Source organism: Actinacidiphila glaucinigra (assembly GCF_900188405.1).
Classification (GTDB): domain Bacteria; phylum Actinomycetota; class Actinomycetes; order Streptomycetales; family Streptomycetaceae; genus Actinacidiphila; species Actinacidiphila glaucinigra.
Genome location: NZ_FZOF01000031.1, coordinates 60478 through 78522, shown reverse-complemented (window position 1 = coordinate 78522; position 18045 = coordinate 60478). Strand labels below are relative to the sequence as shown.

General features: G+C 72.5%; 15 protein-coding genes. 8 read left to right on the top strand and 7 right to left on the bottom strand.

Annotation, left to right across the window (positions count from 1 at the left end):
- The first annotated feature begins 25 nt into the window (after positions 1-25).
- Both CHF15_RS37280 and CHF15_RS37275 read left to right on the top strand, forming a co-directional pair.
- Positions 26-1009: a TAXI family TRAP transporter solute-binding subunit gene (locus CHF15_RS37280; protein WP_179280128.1), complete on the top strand. Its 984-nt coding sequence runs from the start codon at positions 26-28 to the stop codon at positions 1007-1009.
- Between the two features lie 372 nt (positions 1010-1381).
- Positions 1382-3220, top strand: coding sequence for a bifunctional serine/threonine-protein kinase/glutamate ABC transporter substrate-binding protein (locus tag CHF15_RS37275; RefSeq protein ID WP_089228369.1), 1839 nt, complete (start codon positions 1382-1384; stop codon positions 3218-3220).
- A 211-nt stretch (positions 3221-3431) separates the two neighbouring features.
- Here CHF15_RS37275 and CHF15_RS46085 read toward each other — a convergent pair whose 3' ends face one another.
- From CHF15_RS46085 to CHF15_RS37245, 5 genes are read right to left on the bottom strand one after another with little or no spacing between them, the layout of a single operon-like run.
- Complete coding sequence (locus CHF15_RS46085) at positions 3432-5228, bottom strand: HAD-IA family hydrolase (protein WP_410169682.1); 1797 nt, start codon at positions 5226-5228, stop codon at positions 3432-3434.
- Positions 5229-5261: 33 nt separating this feature from the next.
- Complete coding sequence (locus CHF15_RS37260; protein WP_089228368.1) at positions 5262-6356, bottom strand: ABC transporter ATP-binding protein; 1095 nt, start codon at positions 6354-6356, stop codon at positions 5262-5264.
- Positions 6357-6363: 7 nt separating this feature from the next.
- The gene (locus CHF15_RS37255; protein WP_089228367.1) at positions 6364-7197 is read right to left on the bottom strand and encodes an ABC transporter permease; all 834 of its coding nucleotides are present in this window, start codon (positions 7195-7197) and stop codon (positions 6364-6366) included.
- Positions 7185-8093, bottom strand: a complete 909-nt coding sequence (locus tag CHF15_RS37250) for an ABC transporter permease (protein ID WP_375821187.1) — start codon at positions 8091-8093, stop codon at positions 7185-7187. Before CHF15_RS37250 ends, CHF15_RS37255 begins: the two co-directional genes overlap by 13 nt.
- Positions 8090-9250, bottom strand: a complete 1161-nt coding sequence (locus CHF15_RS37245) for an ABC transporter substrate-binding protein (protein WP_089228365.1) — start codon at positions 9248-9250, stop codon at positions 8090-8092. Before CHF15_RS37245 ends, CHF15_RS37250 begins: the two co-directional genes overlap by 4 nt.
- Before the next feature lie 280 nt (positions 9251-9530).
- On the opposite strand from CHF15_RS37245, the gene CHF15_RS37240 reads away from it, so the two are divergent.
- A complete protein-coding gene (locus CHF15_RS37240; protein WP_089228364.1) occupies positions 9531-10304 on the top strand; it encodes a GntR family transcriptional regulator in 774 nt (257 codons plus the stop codon).
- On the opposite strand, the gene CHF15_RS37235 is transcribed toward CHF15_RS37240, so the two are convergent.
- Together CHF15_RS37235 and CHF15_RS37230 are read right to left on the bottom strand one after the other, a co-directional pair.
- Positions 10273-11661: a sensor histidine kinase gene (locus tag CHF15_RS37235; RefSeq protein WP_089228363.1), complete on the bottom strand. Its 1389-nt coding sequence runs from the start codon at positions 11659-11661 to the stop codon at positions 10273-10275. The genes CHF15_RS37240 and CHF15_RS37235 overlap by 32 nt on opposite strands.
- A 14-nt stretch (positions 11662-11675) precedes the next feature.
- Entirely contained in the window at positions 11676-12383 is a 708-nt protein-coding gene (locus tag CHF15_RS37230; protein WP_089228362.1) for a response regulator transcription factor, read from the bottom strand.
- A 290-nt stretch (positions 12384-12673) separates the two neighbouring features.
- Here CHF15_RS37230 and CHF15_RS37225 point away from each other — a divergent pair, with 290 nt between their 5' ends.
- From CHF15_RS37225 to CHF15_RS37205, 5 genes are all read left to right on the top strand, one after another.
- On the top strand, positions 12674-13450 hold the full coding sequence (locus CHF15_RS37225) for an amino acid ABC transporter ATP-binding protein (RefSeq protein WP_089228361.1): 777 nt from the start codon (positions 12674-12676) through the stop codon (positions 13448-13450).
- A 39-nt stretch (positions 13451-13489) separates the two neighbouring features.
- Positions 13490-14413 (top strand): glutamate ABC transporter substrate-binding protein, encoded by a 924-nt coding sequence (locus tag CHF15_RS37220; protein WP_089228360.1) that lies wholly within the window; start codon positions 13490-13492, stop codon positions 14411-14413.
- A 111-nt stretch (positions 14414-14524) separates the two neighbouring features.
- A complete protein-coding gene (locus CHF15_RS37215; RefSeq protein ID WP_089228359.1) occupies positions 14525-15172 on the top strand; it encodes an amino acid ABC transporter permease in 648 nt (215 codons plus the stop codon).
- On the top strand, positions 15169-16017 hold the full coding sequence (locus CHF15_RS37210) for an amino acid ABC transporter permease (RefSeq protein WP_089228358.1): 849 nt from the start codon (positions 15169-15171) through the stop codon (positions 16015-16017). The genes CHF15_RS37215 and CHF15_RS37210 overlap by 4 nt, the downstream gene beginning before the upstream one ends.
- A 105-nt stretch (positions 16018-16122) precedes the next feature.
- Positions 16123-17778 carry an FAD-dependent monooxygenase gene (locus tag CHF15_RS37205; protein WP_089228357.1) on the top strand — a complete coding sequence of 552 codons (1656 nt, stop codon included), beginning with the start codon at positions 16123-16125 and terminating at the stop codon, positions 17776-17778.
- Positions 17779-18045 lie beyond the last annotated feature (267 nt).

The window sequence follows — 18045 nt, the reverse complement described above, 5'->3', positions numbered from 1 at the left end:
CGCCGGGCCTGGCACCATCACGGGGATGGAGCTCCCCCGTATCGGCAGACGCCGGGCCGTGCAGGCCGTGCTGGCGGTGGCGGCGGCGGTCGCGCTGCTGCTGTGGTGGGTGCTGCCCTCCGACGGGCCGTCGTACCCGAAGGACAGGGTCGACTTCGCCACCGGTGTGCGCAACGGCGTGTACGACACGTACGGGAAGCGGCTCCAGCCCTATCTGCACACGGACCTGCCCGGGGTACCGGTGCGCCTGGTGCGGTCCGAGGGGTCCGTGGACAACGTCCGGCGGGTGGCGACGGGCAAGGCCGATTTCGCGATCGCCGCGGCCGACGCCGTCGCCGACTACGACGGCCCGGGCGCGGGGCGGCTGCGGGCCTGCGCGCGGCTGTACGACGACTACATGCAGCTCGTGGTGCCCGCCGGCTCCCCCGTGCGGTCGGCGAAGGACCTGCGCGGGCTGCGGGTGGGGATCGGCCAGCCCAGCTCCGGGGTGAACCTGATAGCGCAGCGGCTGCTCGAGGCCGCGGACCTCGGGGAGCCCGGCGACGTGCGGCGCCGGACGGTGGGCATCGACCGGGCGCCGGAGATGCTGCGCGAGGGGAAGCTGGACGCGTTCTTCTGGTCGGGCGGACTGCCGACCAAGACGATCGCGAACCTGGCGGAGACCACCGATGTGAAGCTGGTGCAACTCGGCGACCTAGTGGCCCGGCTGCACGCCGAGAGCGAGGAGTCGGCGTACTACCGGCAGGCCGTCATGCCCGCGGACGCCTACCCGATGGTCCAGGGCGGCCGCGCGGTGCAGACGATCGCCGTGGCCAACCTGCTGATCACCACCGACCGGACGGACACCGGCCTGGTGGACCGCCTCACCCGCACCGTGATCGACAGCCGCGACCGGATCGGTCAGGAGGTGCACGCCGCCCAGCTGATGGACCTGCGGACGGCGGTCTTCACCGACCCCCTGCGGCTGCACGCGGGCGCCGAGCGCTACTACCGGTCCGTGAAGCCGTAGGCCGTGACGTCACATGCCCTCCCCCGGCCTTCGGCCGGAGGTGCCCCCGCTCGGCGGCACTCCCCCAGTCCCCCGCGCTGCGTCGGCGAATCGTCCGAGTAGCCCACTGCGAGCATGCTCCGCCTTGCGATGCACCGCACTTGGGGGCACCGCCGGCGTCAGCCGGGGGAGCCGCCGAGCCCGCCCTCCGGGCGGTGGGGGGCACCTCCCGGCGGCAGCTGGGGAGTTCAATGACGACACGGCCTGGGCGCCACCGGCGCCGGTACGGACCATTCCGCCCGACATGTGATCGTTCCGCGTCCCGGGGGCGATGTTCATCCCCGTCAGAGCCCCCTAACCTGTAGCGGACCACGTACCGATGGGGGCACACGCATGAGTTCTGGGGGTATGCCGCACACCCTCGTCGACGGCCGCTACGAGCTGCGCCGGCAACTGGGGCGCGGCGGCATGGGCGTGGTGTGGGAGGCGTACGACAACCGGCTCGGCCGTCAGGTCGCCGTCAAGGAACTGCTGTTCCGGGGCGCGCTGGACCCGGAGACGCAGGCCCAGTGGGTGGAGCGGGCGCGCCGGGAGGCGCAGGCCATCGCCCGGATCGGGCACGAGCACGTGGTCGCGGTGCACGACGTGATCGAGGCCGACGGCCAGGTCTGGATCGTCATGGAGCAGGTCAACCCGCACTCGCTGGCCGACCAGTTGCGCGAGCAGGGCCGGATCCCGGCGCTCCAGGCGGCGCAGATCGGTCTGGAGGTGCTGCGCGGGCTGCGCGCGGTGCACGCGGCCGGGGTGCTGCACCGTGATGTGAAGCCGCACAACATCCTCTTCCGCCGGGACGGGCGGGCGGTGCTCATGGACTTCGGGATCGCGACCTTCGAGGGCGCCGCCCAGGTGACGCGGATCCACGAGACCGTCGGCACCCCCCAGTACCTGGCGCCGGAGCTGGCCAGCCGGCTGACGCCCACGCCCGCCGCCGACCTGTGGTCGCTGGGCGTCACGCTCTACGAGATGGTCGAGGGCCGGGCCCCCTTCCGCGGCCCGACGCCGTACGAGGTGCTGGAGGCCGTCCGCACGACCGAGCCGCCGCCGACGGCGCACGCGGGGCCGCTGCGCCCGCTGATCGACGGGCTGCTGGTCAAGGAGCCCGGCGCGCGGGTGTCCGCCGAGCGCGCCGAGCAACTGCTGCAGCACGTGGCGCAGGAGACCCCGCAGTTCCCGGTCGCCGTCCACCCGGACTACGACCCGGACGCCACCCGGACGGACGCGGGCGCCCTGCCCTCGCCGCGCCTGACCGAGCCCGACGCCGGTACGCCGCCGGTGCACCCGCCCGGGGGGCGGTCGTGGCGCCGCCGCTGGTACACGCTCGTCGCGGGCGGGGTGGGTCTCGCTGTCCTGGCCGCGGCCGGCTGGTTCGCCGTCGACCGGATGCGGGACGACGGGCCCCCGCTGTCCAGCTCGCCGACGTACAAGGCCGCGCGCGAGCGCGGTTACCTCATCGTCGGCGTCAAGAAGGACCAGCCGGGCCTCAGCGAGGAGTCCAGGACGGCCGAGGGCGGGTACGAGGGCTTCGACATCGACCTCGCGCGGGCCATCGCCAGGCATCTGGGCTTCAAGAAGGTGCGGTTCACCGTCGTGGACACCCAGTCCCGCGAGTACCGTCTGAGTGCCGGGAACGTCGACTTCATAGTGGCCAGCTATTCGATCACGCCCGCCCGCAAGGAGAAGGTCGACTTCGCCGGGCCCTACTACCAGGCCGGCCAGGACTTCCTGGTGCGCACCGACGCCCCCGTCCACAGTGTGCAGGACCTGTTCGGCCGCGACGTCTGCACCGTCACCGACTCCACGCCCGCCGAGCGGCTCCGCAAGGAGTACCCGCAGATAAGGACCGCGCAGCAGGCCTCGTACGGGCTCTGCGTCGGTGAACTGCTCGCGGGCGAGGTCGATGCCGTGTCGACCGACGACATCATCCTGGCGGGCTACCGGGCCCAGCACACCAAGGAACTGCGGCTGCTGGGCGCGCCCTTCGGGAACGAGGAGTACGGGGTGGGGCTGCAGCAGAACGAGCCCGCGCTGAAGCGGGCCATCTGCGACACCATAAAGGAGCAGATCACCTCGGGCGCCTGGCGCGCGTCGTACGTCAAGCACCTCAAGCCGCTGACCTCGCAGGGGCTGGCCGACCAGCGCCCGCGGCTGGACGAGATGGCCGAGTGCGGCTAGGCCGTGTCGTCAAATGCTCGCCTGCCCAGCGGCGCCTGGCACGGCACCTCGCTGCGTTGTCGAATCGTCCGAGTAGCCCACTACGAGGACGACTCTCCGCCTTGCGATGCACCGCACCAGACGCCGCTGGGCCCGCCCTCCGGGCGGCCGACGTTCATTTGACGACACGACCTAGGCCCCGCGCGGCCCGGACGGCCGCGCGGGGCGGCCGTCACCGCAGGGCGAACGTGGTGACCACGGCCGCGTGGTCGGAGGGCCAGGCGTTGCCCGCTACATGCGGTTCGGGGCGGGGCTCCCCGGTGACCAGGGTCGTGGAGTCCAGCACCCGCAGGCCGGACCCGGCGTACAGGACGTAGTCGATCCGGTCCTGCGGCTCGGGCTCGGGATTCACCGGTGACCAGGTGGTGCCGGGGTCGCGCACGGGGTCCGGGTGGGCCTCGCGGTAGGAGTCGCGCAGTCCGGCGGCCTCGGTGGCGAGGGTGACGGGCCAGGGCACGGGTCCGTACCCGCCTCGCAGGGGCGCCGCCTCGGCGGTCCAGTCCAGGTGGGAGGGGACGTTGAAGTCGCCGACGAGGACGACCGGGACGGTGTCGCGGGCGGCGAGGTCGCCTGCCATGTCGTGCAGGATGTCCCGGATCTGGTCCAGGCGTCCCGAGGCGGCCTCGTGTTCGACGAGCACCTCGACCGGCTGCCGGTCGTGGAGGGCGTCGTAGGGGCCGTACGGGGTGTAGTCGAGGTGCGCGCTCCACAGCGTGACGTCGCGGCCCTCGTCGAGCCGGACGGTGGCGCCGAGGCCGCCGTAGAACGGGCTCGCGGGCAGGCCGTGGCGGGAGACGACGGGGTAGCGGCTGATGACGCCGAGGTTGTCGCCCGCCTGGTGGTGCTCCCAGCCCAGGGCCTCGGCGAGTTCCTTGGCGGAGTGCGTCCGCGTCTCCTGCAGGCCGACGACGTCCACGTCGGCGTCGAGCAGCACACGCAGCTGCTTGTCGCGGTGGTCGTCGACGCGGGTGCCGCCGAGCCACAGGTTCCAGCTCATGACGCGCAGCTCGCGCACCATCGGCTCGCCCGCCGCGACGACAGGCACACGCACGGTGACGGTGGCGGAGCGCCCGTCGGCGTCCGTGGCGGTGACGGTGACCTCCGCGTCGCCGGGCGCGTCGGGGGTCCCGGTGACGGTGCCATCGGCGGAGACCCGTGCCCAGCCCGGGCCCTCGGTCTTGGCGCAGGTGACCGGGGCGCCGCGCAGCAGCCCGGCGACGGTGGTCCGGAACGGCTCGCCGACGCGGGCGCGGCGGCTGGTGAAGGCGGGCACCAGGAAGGACGGCGGCTGCGCCACCAGGGCCCGCAGCAGAAAGACGTCGGCCCGTTCCAGGCTGCCGAGCACCGCGCGGCCCGCGCCGGGGGCGATCGGCGCCAGGGACGGCACGGCGAGCACCCGGCAGCCGGCGGCCTCGGCGGAGGCGACGCCGGTCGGGGTGTCCTCGACGGCCACGCACGCGCCGGGGTCCACGCCGAGGGCGTGGGCGGCGGCGAGGTAGGGGTCGGGGGCGGGCTTGGTGCGGGGTGTGTCGTCGGCGGTGAGGGAGACCGCGAAGCGCTCGGGGCCGAGCACCGCCAGCACGATGTCCACGACGTCGCGCGGGGACGCCGAGACCAGGGCGATGGGGATGTCGTGCCGGGCGAGTTCGTCCAGCAGTTCCAGCGCGCCGGGGCGGGGCACCGTGCGGGCGCGGACCCGCTCGGCGAACTCCCGGTGCAGGACGGCGGCCAGTTCGTCGGCGCCGGTCGCCGTTCCGGTCGTGCTCACCAGGTGGGCGGCGGTGTGCTCGACGGCGCGGCCGAGGACCTCGGTCACGTCCGCGTCGCCGAGCACGTGCCCCAGCCCGGCGGCCACCTCGGCGACCGCCTCCCACCACAGCTCCTCGGTTTCGACGAGGGTGCCGTCCATGTCGAACAGGACGGCCTGGAGCGGGTGGTGCGGTGGGTGGGTCACGGGGCTCTCTTTCATCAGCGGTGTGGGGGGATGGGAGTGCGGTCGGGGTCAGACGGCGCGCGCGGTCACCAGGACGGGCCGGTCGGGCAGGGACACGGTGACGGTCGCGCCCGGCGGGAGGGCGGCGGCCTCGGAGCTGGCCAGGTCGGCCTTGACCGAGGTGCCGTCGGCCAGTCGCACGGTCACCCGGGTGACGGCGCCGAGGAAGGCGGTCGCCACGACGCGCGCGTCGCCGGTGGGGTCGGCGTCCACGCGCACCGCTTCGGGGCGGACGAGGACGTCCACCTCGGTGCCGGCGGGCACGTCACCCTGGGCGGGCAGCCGCCGGCCGAGGACCTCGACGAGGCCGCCGTCGGTGAGCCGGCCCGGCAGGCGGCTGTTGGTGCCGACGAACTCGGCGACGAAGGCGGTGGCGGGGCGGTCGTACAGTTCGGCGGGGGCGGCGCACTGCTCCATCCGCCCGGCGTTCATGACGGCGACGCGGTCCGCCATGGACAGTGCCTCCTCCTGGTCGTGCGTCACGAACAGCGTGGTGATGCCGAGTTCGCGCTGCAGCCGGCGGATCTCCTCCCGGAGGGTGGTGCGCACCTTGGCGTCCAGTGCGCTCAGCGGCTCGTCCAGGAGCAGGACGCGCGGGCGCAGCGCCAGGGCGCGGGCGAGGGCCACGCGCTGCTGCTGGCCGCCGGAGAGCTGGTGCGGGTAGCGGTCCCCGTGGTCCGGCAGGCCGACGAGCTCCAGGAGCTCGGCGGCACGGCTGCGCCGCTCGGCGGCGCCGACCTTGCGCATGCGCAGCCCGAAGGCGACGTTGTCGGCCGCGCTCAGGTGCGGGAAGAGGCTGTAGGACTGGAAGACCATGCCCGCGTCGCGGCGGTGGGCGGGGGTCTTGGTGACGTCCTCGCCGTCGACCAGGACCTGGCCGGAGTCGGGGTGCTCGAAGCCGGCGAGCATGCGCAGCGCGGTGGTCTTGCCGCAGCCGGACGGGCCGAGCAGCGCGACGAGTTCGCCGGGCCGGACGGTCAGGTCCAGCCCGTCGAGCGCGGTGGTGGTTCCGAAGGAGCGGCGCAGGGCCCGGAACTCGACGGTGGCGCCGCTGCTCGCGACGGTCACGGCGTCGGCGACCGGGGCGGGGGAGGTGTCGGTCATCTGTCGGTCACTTCCGGGAGGCGGATGAGGTGGGACGGCGTCCGCCGACGGCGGCCAGGACGAGCAGCAGCAGCCAGGTGACCAGCAGGCTGAGCACCGAGACGGCCACCGACAGCTGGGCCTGCGAGCCGCTGACCGTGACGATCCACACCGCGAAGGGCTGGAAGCCCAGCAGCTGTGCGACGGTGAACTCGCCGAGCACCAAAGCGAGGGTGAGGAAGGAGGCGTTGAGCAGCGCCCCGCGCAGGTTCGGCAGCACCACCCGGATCAGGGCGGCAGGCCAGTTCGCGCCGCAGGACCGGGCGGCCTCGACGAGGGTGCGGACGTCCACCGCCCGCAGCCCGGCGTCCAGCGCCCGGAACACGAAGGGCAGCGCCATCACGACGTACGTGAGCACCAGGACGACCGGGAAGGCCGGGTTCTGGATCGCCACGAAGGTCTGGAAGAACGGCGTGCTGGCCAGGTGCTCGGGGCCCCAGCGCAGCACGCTGCTGACCCCGGCGACCAGCGCGATCGGCGGCACCACCAGCGGCAGCGAGCAGATCACCTCGACCAGCGGGCGCAGCCGGGGCGCGGACAGGCGCAGCGCGACCATGGCGGGGACCATCAGCAGCAGGACGACCGCGATGGTGGCGGCCGCGAGCTCCAGGGAGAGCAGCAGGCTGGAGGTGAAGCCCTCCGCCTTGAGGATCTGCCCGTACGCGTCGAAGGTGACACCCTGGCCGGGGACGTCCACGGTGAAGATCACCGAGGCGGCCAGCGGCACCAGGAAGTAGAGGCCGGCACCGGCGAGGACGACACCGCGCCAGGGCCGGATCCGTGTGCCCGTCAGACCAGCCATCGCGCGCTCCGTCGTTGCAGGGGCAGGTAGACCGCCATGACCAGGCCGGCGACGACGATCATGTCGAGGCTCAGGGCGAGCGCCACGTTCTCCTGTCCGACCAGGACGTTGCCGGAGATGGCGTCGGCGATCTGCAGGGTGATCAGCGGCACGGAGCTGCCGACCATCGCCGCGGCGGTGGCGTAGGCGGCGAAGGCGCTGCCGAAGAGCAGCACCAGGCCGCCGAGGAGCGAGGGGGCCAGCACGGGCAGGGCGACGTGCCGCCAGTACTGGCCGGTGGTGGCGCCGTTGTTCTGGGCGGCCTCGCGCCACTGGACGCGCAGCCCCTCCAGCGCCGGGGTCACGGTGAGCACCATGAGGGGGATGAGGAAGTAGAGGTAGACGATGACCAGGCCCCAGAAGCTGTAGAGGCTCCAGCCGTGTTCGTCGAGACCGAAGTGACGGGTGAGGACACCGGCGTTGCCCAGGGTCGCCACGAAGGCGAAGGCCAGCGGCACCCCGCCGAAGTTGGCGAGCACGCCGGACGCGGTCAGCACGGCTTCGCGCAGCGCGCGGAAGCGCGAGGTCACCACGGCCTGGGCGAGCAGCAGCCCGAGCACCGCGCCGATGGCGGCGGAGAGCCCGGACAGCTTCACGCTGCCCCACAGGGCGGTCAGGTAAGCGCCCTGCAGGGAGGCCGTCAGGTTGGCCGTGGTGTACGAGGAGGCCCCGCTCGCGGGGTCCTTGACGGTGAAGGCGCCGTTGACCATGGCGACGGCGGGGGCCCCGAAGCTGATCGCCACGAAGACGAGCAGCGGGACCACCGCGAGCCAGCCGGCCGAGCGCCGCCGCGCCGGGGCGGTGGCCCCGGCAGCGGCGGCGACGGGCGCCGCGGTGGCGGTCATCGGGTCGGTCATCCGGAGACGGCCTTGCCCCAGCCCTGGGCCAGCACTTCCTTGGCCTTGTTCTGCTGGTCGTCCGTCGGGAAGGACGGGGTGCCGGCGACCGGGGGGAGCTTGGCGGCGGCGGTCTTGTCCAGGGTGCCGGCCTTGTCCATGGCGGGCATCAGGACGGGGCGGGCGAAGCCGGCGAGCCACAGGTTCTGGCCCTCGGCGCTGTAGAGGTACTCCTGCCACAGGCGGGCGGCCGCCGGGTGCGGGGCGTCCTTGTTGATCGCCTGCGCGTAGTACTGGGCGTACTCGCCGTCGCTCGGGACGGAGACCTTCCAGTCCACGCCCTTGCTGGCGAACTCCTCGGCGTAACCGGCGTTGAGGTAGTCCCAGTCGATGCTGATCGGGGTCTCGCCCTTCTCGACCGTGGCCGGGGTGGACTCGACGGGGTTGTAGTTGCCGTTCTTCTTCAGCTTGCCGAAGAAGTCGATGCCGGGCTGGATGTCGTCGAAGGAGCCGCCGTTGGCCAGCGCCGCCGCGTAGACGCCGCCGAACGCGGAGCCGGACTTGGTCGGGTTGCCGTTCATCGCGACCTGGCCCTTGTACTCGGGCTTGAGGAGGTCGGCGAAGGTGGTCGGGCAGTTCTTGACGCGCTTGGCGTCGCAGCCGATGGAGACGTAGCCGCCGTAGTCGTTGTACCAGCGGGCCTGGGCGTCCTTCTGGGCGGCCGGGATGTCGTCGTAGGAGGCGACCTTGTAGGGGGCGAACAGGCCCTGCTGGGCACCGCTGATCGCGAAGGACGCGCCGAGGTCGAGGACGTCGGGGGCGCGGTCCTGGCCCTTGCGGGAGGTGACGGCGTTGATCTCGTCCTGGCTGGCGGCGTCCGGGGTCTCGTTCTGGATCTTGATGCCGTACTTCTTGGTGAAGCCGTCGATCAGCGCGCCGTAGTTCGCCCAGTCGCGAGGCAGGGCGATCGCGTTGAGCGTGCCCTCCTTCTTGGCGGCGGCGATCAGGGCGTCCATGCCGCCGAATTCCTCGGCGGAGGTCGCGGTGGCCGCGCTCTTGCCGTTCTTGCCGTCGGCGGAGGTCTGCGTGGTGGGGGCCGAACCGCAGGCGCTGAGGGCCAGCGCGGTCACGGCGAGGCCGGCGGCGAGAGCGGCCGCCTTCGGAAGGGACGCGGGCACGGAAGTCTCCTGGAGGGTAAGTCGGGTCCTGAAGGGCAGGGAGGTCGGGGAGCGCTTCAACTTGTCCGAACAAGTTGGCCTTCAGTAGGCCGGGCGTCAATGGCCTTTCCGTAAACGGCGGGAAAACCTGGGCAAGCCTGCAGAGGGCAGTCGTCCCCTTTCGGCCAAGCACCTGGTGACAGGCCCGAAGGAGCCGTGAACCCCTGCGCGCGATCGGCGCCAAGCTCGTCTACGCTGAGCGGTGTTGTGCGCAGACGGTGCATGAACGGAAGGGGGCGCAGTGGCGGCACGGCACGAGGAGATCGCCGAGGAGCTCCGGCGGGCCATCGACGACGAGGAGTACACCGTCGGTGCCCTGCTCCCCCCGGAGACGGAACTGGCCGCCCGGTACGGCGTCTCCCGCGGGACCGTCCGCCAGGCCGTCGCCGCGCTCACCGTGGAGGGCCTGATCGGCTCCCGCCAGGGCGCCCGCCGCGTCGTGCTGGCCAGCCGGCGCAGTCAGAGCTTCGCGGAGCTGCGCAGCTTCGCCCAGTGGGCGCGGGCCATGGGCCGTGCCGCCTCCGGCACCGTGGTCCGCACCGAGACCCGGCCGGCCTCCGCGGAGGACGCCACGCGCCTGCACCTGCGCACCGGCACGGACGTGCTGTACGTGCTGCGGGTACGCGGTCTCGACGGTGAGCGCGTCCTGGTGGAGCGCACCGTCTACGCCGACTGGATCGCCCCCGCGGTGCTGCGCATAGAGCCGGACTGCGAGTCCGTCACCCAGCGGCTTTACGAGGACATGGGCCTGGTCTTCGCCTACGGGGAGCACCTGATCGACGCCGTCTCCGCCGGCACCCGGGACAGCGAGCTGCTGGGCGTCCGGCGCGGCAGCCCGCTGCTGCGGGTACGCCGGGTGACCACCACGCAGAAGGGCCGCCCGGTGGAGTGGTCGGACGACCGCTACCGCTCGGACGCGGTCAACTTCAGCATCCACAACTCGATCGGCTCCAACCCGCTGGCCCGCCAGGCCGGCCCCGGGCTCAGGGAGCCGTTCGCGGCACCGTCAGGGTGACGCGCAGCCCGTGCGGCTCGTTCGGGGCGAAGGCGATGCCGCCGCCGCCCTGGGCCAGCAGGACCCGCGCGATGGACAGGCCCAGACCCGATCCGTCCACGTTCTGGTGACGCGGGCTGCGCCAGAAGCGGTCGCCGATGCGGGCCAGTTCCTCCCCCGTGAGCCCCGGGCCGCCGTCGGCGACGGTCACGTCGATGGCTCCGGGGCCTCCCCGCAGTTCGGTGGTGACCCGTACGCGCCCGCCGCCCGGCGTGAACTTCACGGCGTTGTCGATCACGGCGTCGAGGGCGCTGGACAGCGCCACCGGGTCCGCCCAGCCGGTCACCGCGGCGGCGCCCCCGTAGCCGAGTTCGACACCGTCGCGCTCGGCGACCGGCCGCCACGCCTCGACGCGTTCCGCGGCGAGGGCGGCGATGTCGGTGAGGGCGAGGTTGGCCTCGGCGTGCTCGGCGGTGGCGAGGCCCAGCAGGTCGTCCAGGACCGAGGCCAGGCGCTTGCCCTCCTCCTGGACCGAGGCGATCTCCTCGTGCCCGTCGGGCAGTTCCAGGCCCAGCAGTTCGATCCTCAGCAGCAGCGCGGACAGCGGGTTGCGCAACTGGTGGGAGGCGTCGGCGACGAAGGCCCGCTGCTGGTCGAGGACCTCCTCGACGTTGTCGGCCATCTCGTTGAACGACCTGGCCAGGCGCCGCAGTTCGGGCGGCCCCCCGGACACGGCCACCCGGGACTTCATCCGGCCGGTGGCGATGTCGTGGGTGACCCGGTCCAGCACCCGCACCGGGCGCAGCACCCAGCCGGTGAGCCGGAAGGCGGCCATGACGGCCACGATCATGGCGGCCAGTTCACCGGCCGCGAGCAGCAGCCAGCCGCGCAGGATGCGCGAGCGCATGGCGCCGGTCGGGGAGTCGGTGAGCACCACCGCGACGACGTCGCCGTCCCGGACGACCGGGGAGGCGACCGGCAGGGAGCGGTGCTGCCAGGGCCAGATCTGCGTGGGATCGTGGCTGCGCCGCCCGGCGAGGGCCTCGCTGTACGCGGTGAAGGCCTCGCCGCCGGTGGGCAGTGTCCAGCCGGCCGGGGCCGAGGCGATCGGCTTGCCGTCGCGGCCGAAGACACCGGCCCTGATGCCGTAGACCTCCTGGTACTGCAGCAGCTCCGCCCGCAGCGTGCTCTCCCGTTCACCGCCGCCGTCGGTGCTGACGTACTGCGCGAGCGCGGCGAAGCGCGCGGTGTCGTCGATGCGGTCCACGACGACCCGCTGCTGCTGGGTGGCGGCCAGGCTGGCGGCGAGCGGGAAGCCGAGCGCCAGCAGCACACCGGCCATCAGGACGATGAGCAGCGGCAGCAGCCGGGCATGCACGGAAGAACGGCCCCCTAGCCGGAGGGCACGACGAGGCGGTAGCCGACCCCGCGCACGGTCTCGATCAGGGAGGGCAGGCGCAGTTTGGAGCGCAGGGACGCCACATGCACCTCAAGGGTGCGCCCGGTCCCCTCCCAACTCGTCCGCCACACCTCGCTGATGATCTGCTCACGGCGGAAGACCACACCGGGCCGCTGCGCGAGCATCGCGAGCAGGTCGAACTCCTTGCGGGTCAGCGCGACCGGCTCGTCGCCGACGGTGACCTTGCGGGTGGCCAGCTCCACCCGGACCGGGCCGAGCCCGATGACGTCGGGGGCCTGCGCACCCTCCGTCTCGGGCCCCGCGGACGCCTCCTGCGCCTTGCGGCGGCAGACGGCGTGGATACGGGCGAGCAACTCCCCGGTGTCGTACGGCTTCACCACGTAGTCGTCGGCGCCGAGGTTGAGTCCGTGGATGCGCGACCGCACGTCGGCGCGGGCGGTCACCATGATCACGGGGATGGCGGTGCGCAGCCGGATGCGGCTGCACACCTCGAAGCCGTCCTGGTCGGGCAGGCCGAGGTCGAGCAGGACCACGTCGAAACCGGGACCGTGGTCCGGCAGCAGCGCGTGCAACGCCTCCTCGCCGCTGCGGGCGTGGGTGACCTGCAGTCCGTGCTTGGCCAGCACGGCCGCCAGCGCGGCGGCGACCCGGTGGTCGTCCTCCACGAGCAGCAGTCTCATCCGTCCACCTCCCGCGGCTCGGTCCCGCACGCTCCCGCAATCATGCTGTACCACCGAATACACGCCGATCCGCCACGTGTGCGTCAAGCGCAGCCCGGCCCTGTGTGGCGACTGTTACGGAGCCGGTACGCTGCACAACCGGCCGGGCTCACCCACAGTGCCGGATTTGTACCAGCCAGTGACCGGATCGTAATGCTCAAGTTCCCCTCAGATGTGCTGACTCCGTTTGCCAAGCGTCAATAGGGTGATCGCCAAGGTCTGGTCAACCGACGAGGATGGAGCACACGCCGATGACCGAAGTCCCCGTGCCCAAGGACGCCGTTCCGGCGGCCGACGACCTGGTCGTACTGAAGGACGTGAACAAGCACTTCGGCGCGCTGCACGTGCTCCAGGACATCAACCTCAGCATCGGCCGCGGCGAGGTCGTGGTCGTCATCGGCCCCTCGGGGTCGGGCAAGTCGACGCTGTGCCGGGCGGTCAACCGCCTGGAGACGATCGACTCGGGTCTGATCACGATCGACGGGAAGCCGCTGCCGCAGGAGGGCAAGGAGCTGGCCCGGCTGCGCGCCGACGTCGGCATGGTCTTCCAGTCCTTCAACCTCTTCGCGCACAAGACGGTCCTGGAGAACGTCACGCTCGGCCAGGTCAAGGTGCGCAAAGCCGGGAAGAAGGCCGCCGAGGAGCGCGCCCGCTCCCTGCTGGACCGGGTGGGCGTGGGCAGCCAGGCGGACAAGTACCCCGCACAGCTCTCCGGGGGCCAGCAGCAGCGCGTGGCGATCGCCCGGGCGCTGGCGATGGAGCCGAAGGTCATGCTCTTCGACGAGCCGACCTCGGCGCTCGACCCCGAGATGATCAACGAGGTGCTGGAGGTCATGCAGCAGCTCGCACGCGACGGGATGACGATGGTTGTCGTCACCCATGAGATGGGCTTCGCCCGGTCCGCCGCGAACCGCGTCGTCTTCATGGCGGACGGGCGGATCGTCGAGCAGGCGACGCCCGACCAGTTCTTCAGCAATCCCCGGAGCGACCGGGCAAAGGACTTCCTTTCGAAGATCCTTCACCACTGAGAGCGACACCGACGGTTCGCCGACCTAAGGATGATCACGATGAGCTTCCGTACCACTGCCGCCGCCGCTCTGGCCGTCCTGGCGCTGACCGCCACCGCCACCGCGTGCGGCAAGGAGGGCTCGCCCTCCTCCTCCGGCACCCCTGACAAGAGCGGTTCCAGCAGCGCCGCCGCCGCCGAGCTGCCCACCTACACCGTCAAGACCGGCGTGGACCTGGCCGGCTCCAAGACCTGGGACCGCATCAAGAAGAACGGCAAGCTCGTCGTCGGCGTCAAGGCCGACCAGCCGAACCTGGGCTACCAGGACCCGGGCAGCAAGAAGTACTCCGGCTTCGACATCGAGATCGCCAAGATGATCGCCGCCGACCTCGGCTTCGACGAGAGCAAGATCGAGTTCAAGACGATCCAGTCGGCCAACCGCGAGACCGCCCTCGCCGGCGGCCAGGTCGACTACTACGTCGGCACGTACACCATCAACGACGAGCGCAAGAAGTCCGTCTCCTTCGCCGGCCCGTACTTCGTCGCGGGCCAGGACCTCCTGGTCAAGAAGGGCAGCGGCATCAAGAGCACGGACGACCTCAAGGGCAAGAAGGTCTGCTCGGCGACCGGCTCCACCTCCATCCAGCGCATCAAGGACGGCGGCTACGGCGCCGAGCCGGTCGAGTACGACTCGTACTCGCTGTGCGTGCAGAACCTCGCCTCCGGCCAGGTGGACGCGGTGACCACGGACGACGCCATCCTCAAGGGCTACGCCGCCCAGGACCCGGCCAACCTCGAGGTCGTCGGCAAGCCGTTCTCCGAGGAGCCCTACGGCGTGGGCCTGCTCAAGGACGACAAGGTCCTGCAGGAGGCGCTCACCGCCGCCCTGAAGAACCACGAGGACAACGGCGACTGGAAGAAGGCGTACGACGCCACGCTCGGCAAGTCCGGCGTGAGCGCCGAGATCCCCCAGCTGGAGTCCTGAAACGGCCGGGACCCGGCCTGAGCCGGGTCCCGTCCCCCTTCCCCGGCACAGCCCGAGCCTGATGCGCCGGCGGCCGGGAGCGGCCGTCGGCGCACCCCCTTCGGAGAATCGATGAACGTACTGCTGGACAACTTCGCGCTCTTCCGCGAGGGGTTCCTCGGCACGGTCGAGCTGACCGCGCTGAGCGGGGCGATCGCCCTGGTGCTCGGGGTGATCATGGCCGCGTTCCGGGTGTCCCCGGTGCCGCCCCTGCGCGCCTTCGGCACGGTCTGGGTGACGCTGCTGCGCAACACCCCGCTGACCCTGCTCTTCTTCATCGCGGCGCTGGTGCTGCCCCGGCTGGGGCTGAACACCTGGAGCTTCTTCCGGCTCGCCGTGCTCGCCCTGAGCTGCTACACCTCGGCCTTCATCTGCGAGGCCGTCCGCTCGGGCATCAACACCGTCCCGCTCGGGCAGGCCGAGGCCGCCCGCAGCCTCGGGATGACCTTCACCCAGACCCTGCGGCTGATCATCCTGCCGCAGGCCACCCGGACCGTGCTGCCGCCCATCGGCAGCCTGCTGATCGCGCTCACCAAGAACTCCGCGATCGCCGGTGGCTTCAGCGTCTTCGAGCTGTTCAGCGTGCAGAAGACGCTCGGCGAGGAGGGCTACAACATCTTCGCGATCTTCATCTGGGTGGCCGTCGCCTACCTGATCATCACCCTCTTCATCAGCGCGGTCTTCCGACTGCTCGAGACCCGGCTGGCGGTGGCCCGATGAGCGCGAACGTCCTCTTCGACGCGCCCGGCCCCCGGGCCAGGGTCCGCAACCGGGTCGTCGGCGCGCTCGCCGCCCTGGCGATCCTGGCGCTGCTGTGGTTCGTCTACCGGCGGCTCGACGACTCGGGGCAGTTCGCCTCGTACCTCTGGGAGCCCTTCCAGTACACCGACATCCAGCAGCGCATCGTCGACGGTCTGGTCGCCACGCTGAAGGCCTTCGCGCTCGCCGCGGTCTTCTCGCTGGTGCTGGGCGCGGCGCTGGCGGCGGGCCGGCTGTCGGACCACGCGCCGGTGCGCTGGGTGGCGACCGTCGTCGTGGAGTTCTTCCGCGCGATGCCGCTGCTGATCATGATCTTCGCGCTGTACGTGGGCGTCTTCACCTCCGCCCCGCTGTGGGCGCTGGTGATCGGCCTGACCCTCTACAACGGCTCGGTGCAGGCCGAGATCTTCCGGGCCGGCATCAACGCCGTGCCGAAGGGCCAGCGCGAGGCCGCGTACGCGATCGGCCTGCGCAAGACGCAGGTCATGGTCTTCGTGCTGATCCCGCAGGCGACCCGGGCGATGCTGCCGTCGATCATCAGCCAGCTGGTGGTCACCCTGAAGGACACCTCGCTCGGCTACATCATCACCTACGAGGAGCTGCTCTACACCGGCAACCTCATCGCCAAGAACAGCGCGGGCTTCCCCTTCATCCCGATGATCATCATCGTGGCGCCGATCTACATCCTGATGTGCCTGGCGCTCAGCGCGCTGGCCAACTGGATCGAGCGTCGCGGCCGCCGCAGCCGCAAGGGCGCGCCGCCCAAGGCCGGCGACATCAAGGCGGTGGAGGCCGCGGCGGAGTGACGGTGCGCCAGGCGTACCACCGCGCGGCGGGTGTGGTCACTTGACGCACGCACGCGCAGTAGGTTGCATACGCAATGTGACTGCACAACTTCCCGGGACCCTGCCGTGGACCCGGTGATCATCGCGGGGGCGGGTCCGGTCGGGCTCGCCCTCGCGCTCTGCCTGGCCCGGCACGACGTGCCGAGCATCGTCCTCGACGAGCACGACCACCCGCCCGCGCTCTCCCCGGAGCGCACGGCCGTACTGAGCCCGGAGACCGCCGGGCTGCTGGTCCGGCTCGGCCACCGCCGGCTGTACGAGTCCGGGGCGACCTGGGACGCGTGGCGGACGCTGCGCCGCCGGCAGGAGACCGTCCGCGTGGAGTTCGGCGACCGTGCCTCCGGTGGGCAGGGGCCCTCCCCGCTGCACATCGGGCAGGAGCGCCTGGAGCGCGGGCTCCGTGGGGCGCTCGCCGAACAGGCGCTGGCGCGGATCGTGCCGGGAGCCCGCGTCGAGGCGGTCGAGCAGGACGAACGCGGTGTCAGCGTCCGCACCAAGGGTGCCAACGCCACCTGGTGGCGCGGCAGTTACCTGATCGGCTGCGACGGCCCGCGCTCCACCGTGCGCAAGCTGCTGGGCGTGCGGTTCCCCGGCCGTACGGCCGTCGACCGGCACGCCGTGGCCGCCCTGCGGGTCGCGCTGCCCGACGAGGGCGTGGCACTGCTGCACCGCGAGCCGCCGGGGCCGGGCGCGGGCCCGGAGGTGACGGCCCGTCCGCTGCCGGACGGGGTGTGGCGACTGGACTGGCTGCTGCCGGCGCGCGGTGAGCCGCTCACCTCCGACGAGCTCGTCTCGCGCGTCCGCGGCACGCTCACGGCCTGGTGCGGAAGCGTTCCTCCGTACGAACTGCTGGGCTCCGCCGAGTACCCGGTGCACCAGCGGCTGGCCCGGCGCTGGCGCGCCGGCCGGGTCTTCCTGGCCGGCGACGCGGCGCACCTCATGGGCGCGCTGGGCGCACAGGGCCTGGAGGAGGGGCTGCGCGACGCCGACAACCTCGCCTGGAAGCTCTCCCTGGCCTGGCACCACGGGGCGTCGGACACCCTGCTCGACAGCTACCAGGCCGAACGGCGCGGCGCGGTGGGCGCCCGGCTGCGGGCCACCGACCAGGTGCTGCCGCTGCTGCGGACGAGCGGTGTCTGGCACACGGTGCGGCGCTCCGTGCTGTCCGGCTCCGCCCGGCGGTACGCCGAACTGCTCACCGACGGCCACCTCGGCCGGGGCGCGCTCGGCGCCCCGCCGGTCTACGCCCGCTCACCGCTCGCGCTGCCCGCTCCCCGCGGAGCGGGCGCGGCGGCCTCCGCGTCCTCGGCGGCGGCGCCGTCGCCGCTGCTGGGGTCCTGCGCCACTCCCCCGGGCGGCGCGGTCTTCGACGTCCCGGTCACGGCACTCGACGGCTCCCGTGCGCACCTGTACGAGCGGCTCGGGCGTGACCTGCTGGTCGTCCTGGTCGCGCCGGGCACCGGGGTCTGGGAGAGCCGGCACTGGCTCACCGCGGGCCTGATGCCCCGGCTGGCCAAGGCGGTGGCGGCCCTGCCCACCCGGGCGGAACTGCTCGTCACGGAGGCCTATCCGGGGTCGACGGCGCACAGCGTGCTGCTGATCCGCCCGGACGGCCATCTGGTGACCGTGATGACCGGCTGCCGCCCGACCGAGCTGTACGCCTACGCCGACCTCGCCCGCGGCGGCCCCCCGAGCGCCGTCCAGGACCGCGTCCCCCACTGACGGACCCCGGCCCGGGCCTGGGCATGGGCCTGGGCCTGGGCCTGGGCCTGGGCCTGGGCGGGGGCGGCACGGCCGCCATGGCATCCGTTGCTCCCGCGTCGGGCCTGGTGGCCGCGACGGCCCGGACCCGCCACCGGCCGCCGGCCCTCCGGCGGCGCGGGCGCTCGCGCCCATGGGCGGACGAGCGGGGCCGGGCCCTGAGCCCGGTCGCGTTCCCCGCGCCGCGGTGAGAAGGGCAGCGGGCTGCACGGTCGCGGTACGACTCTC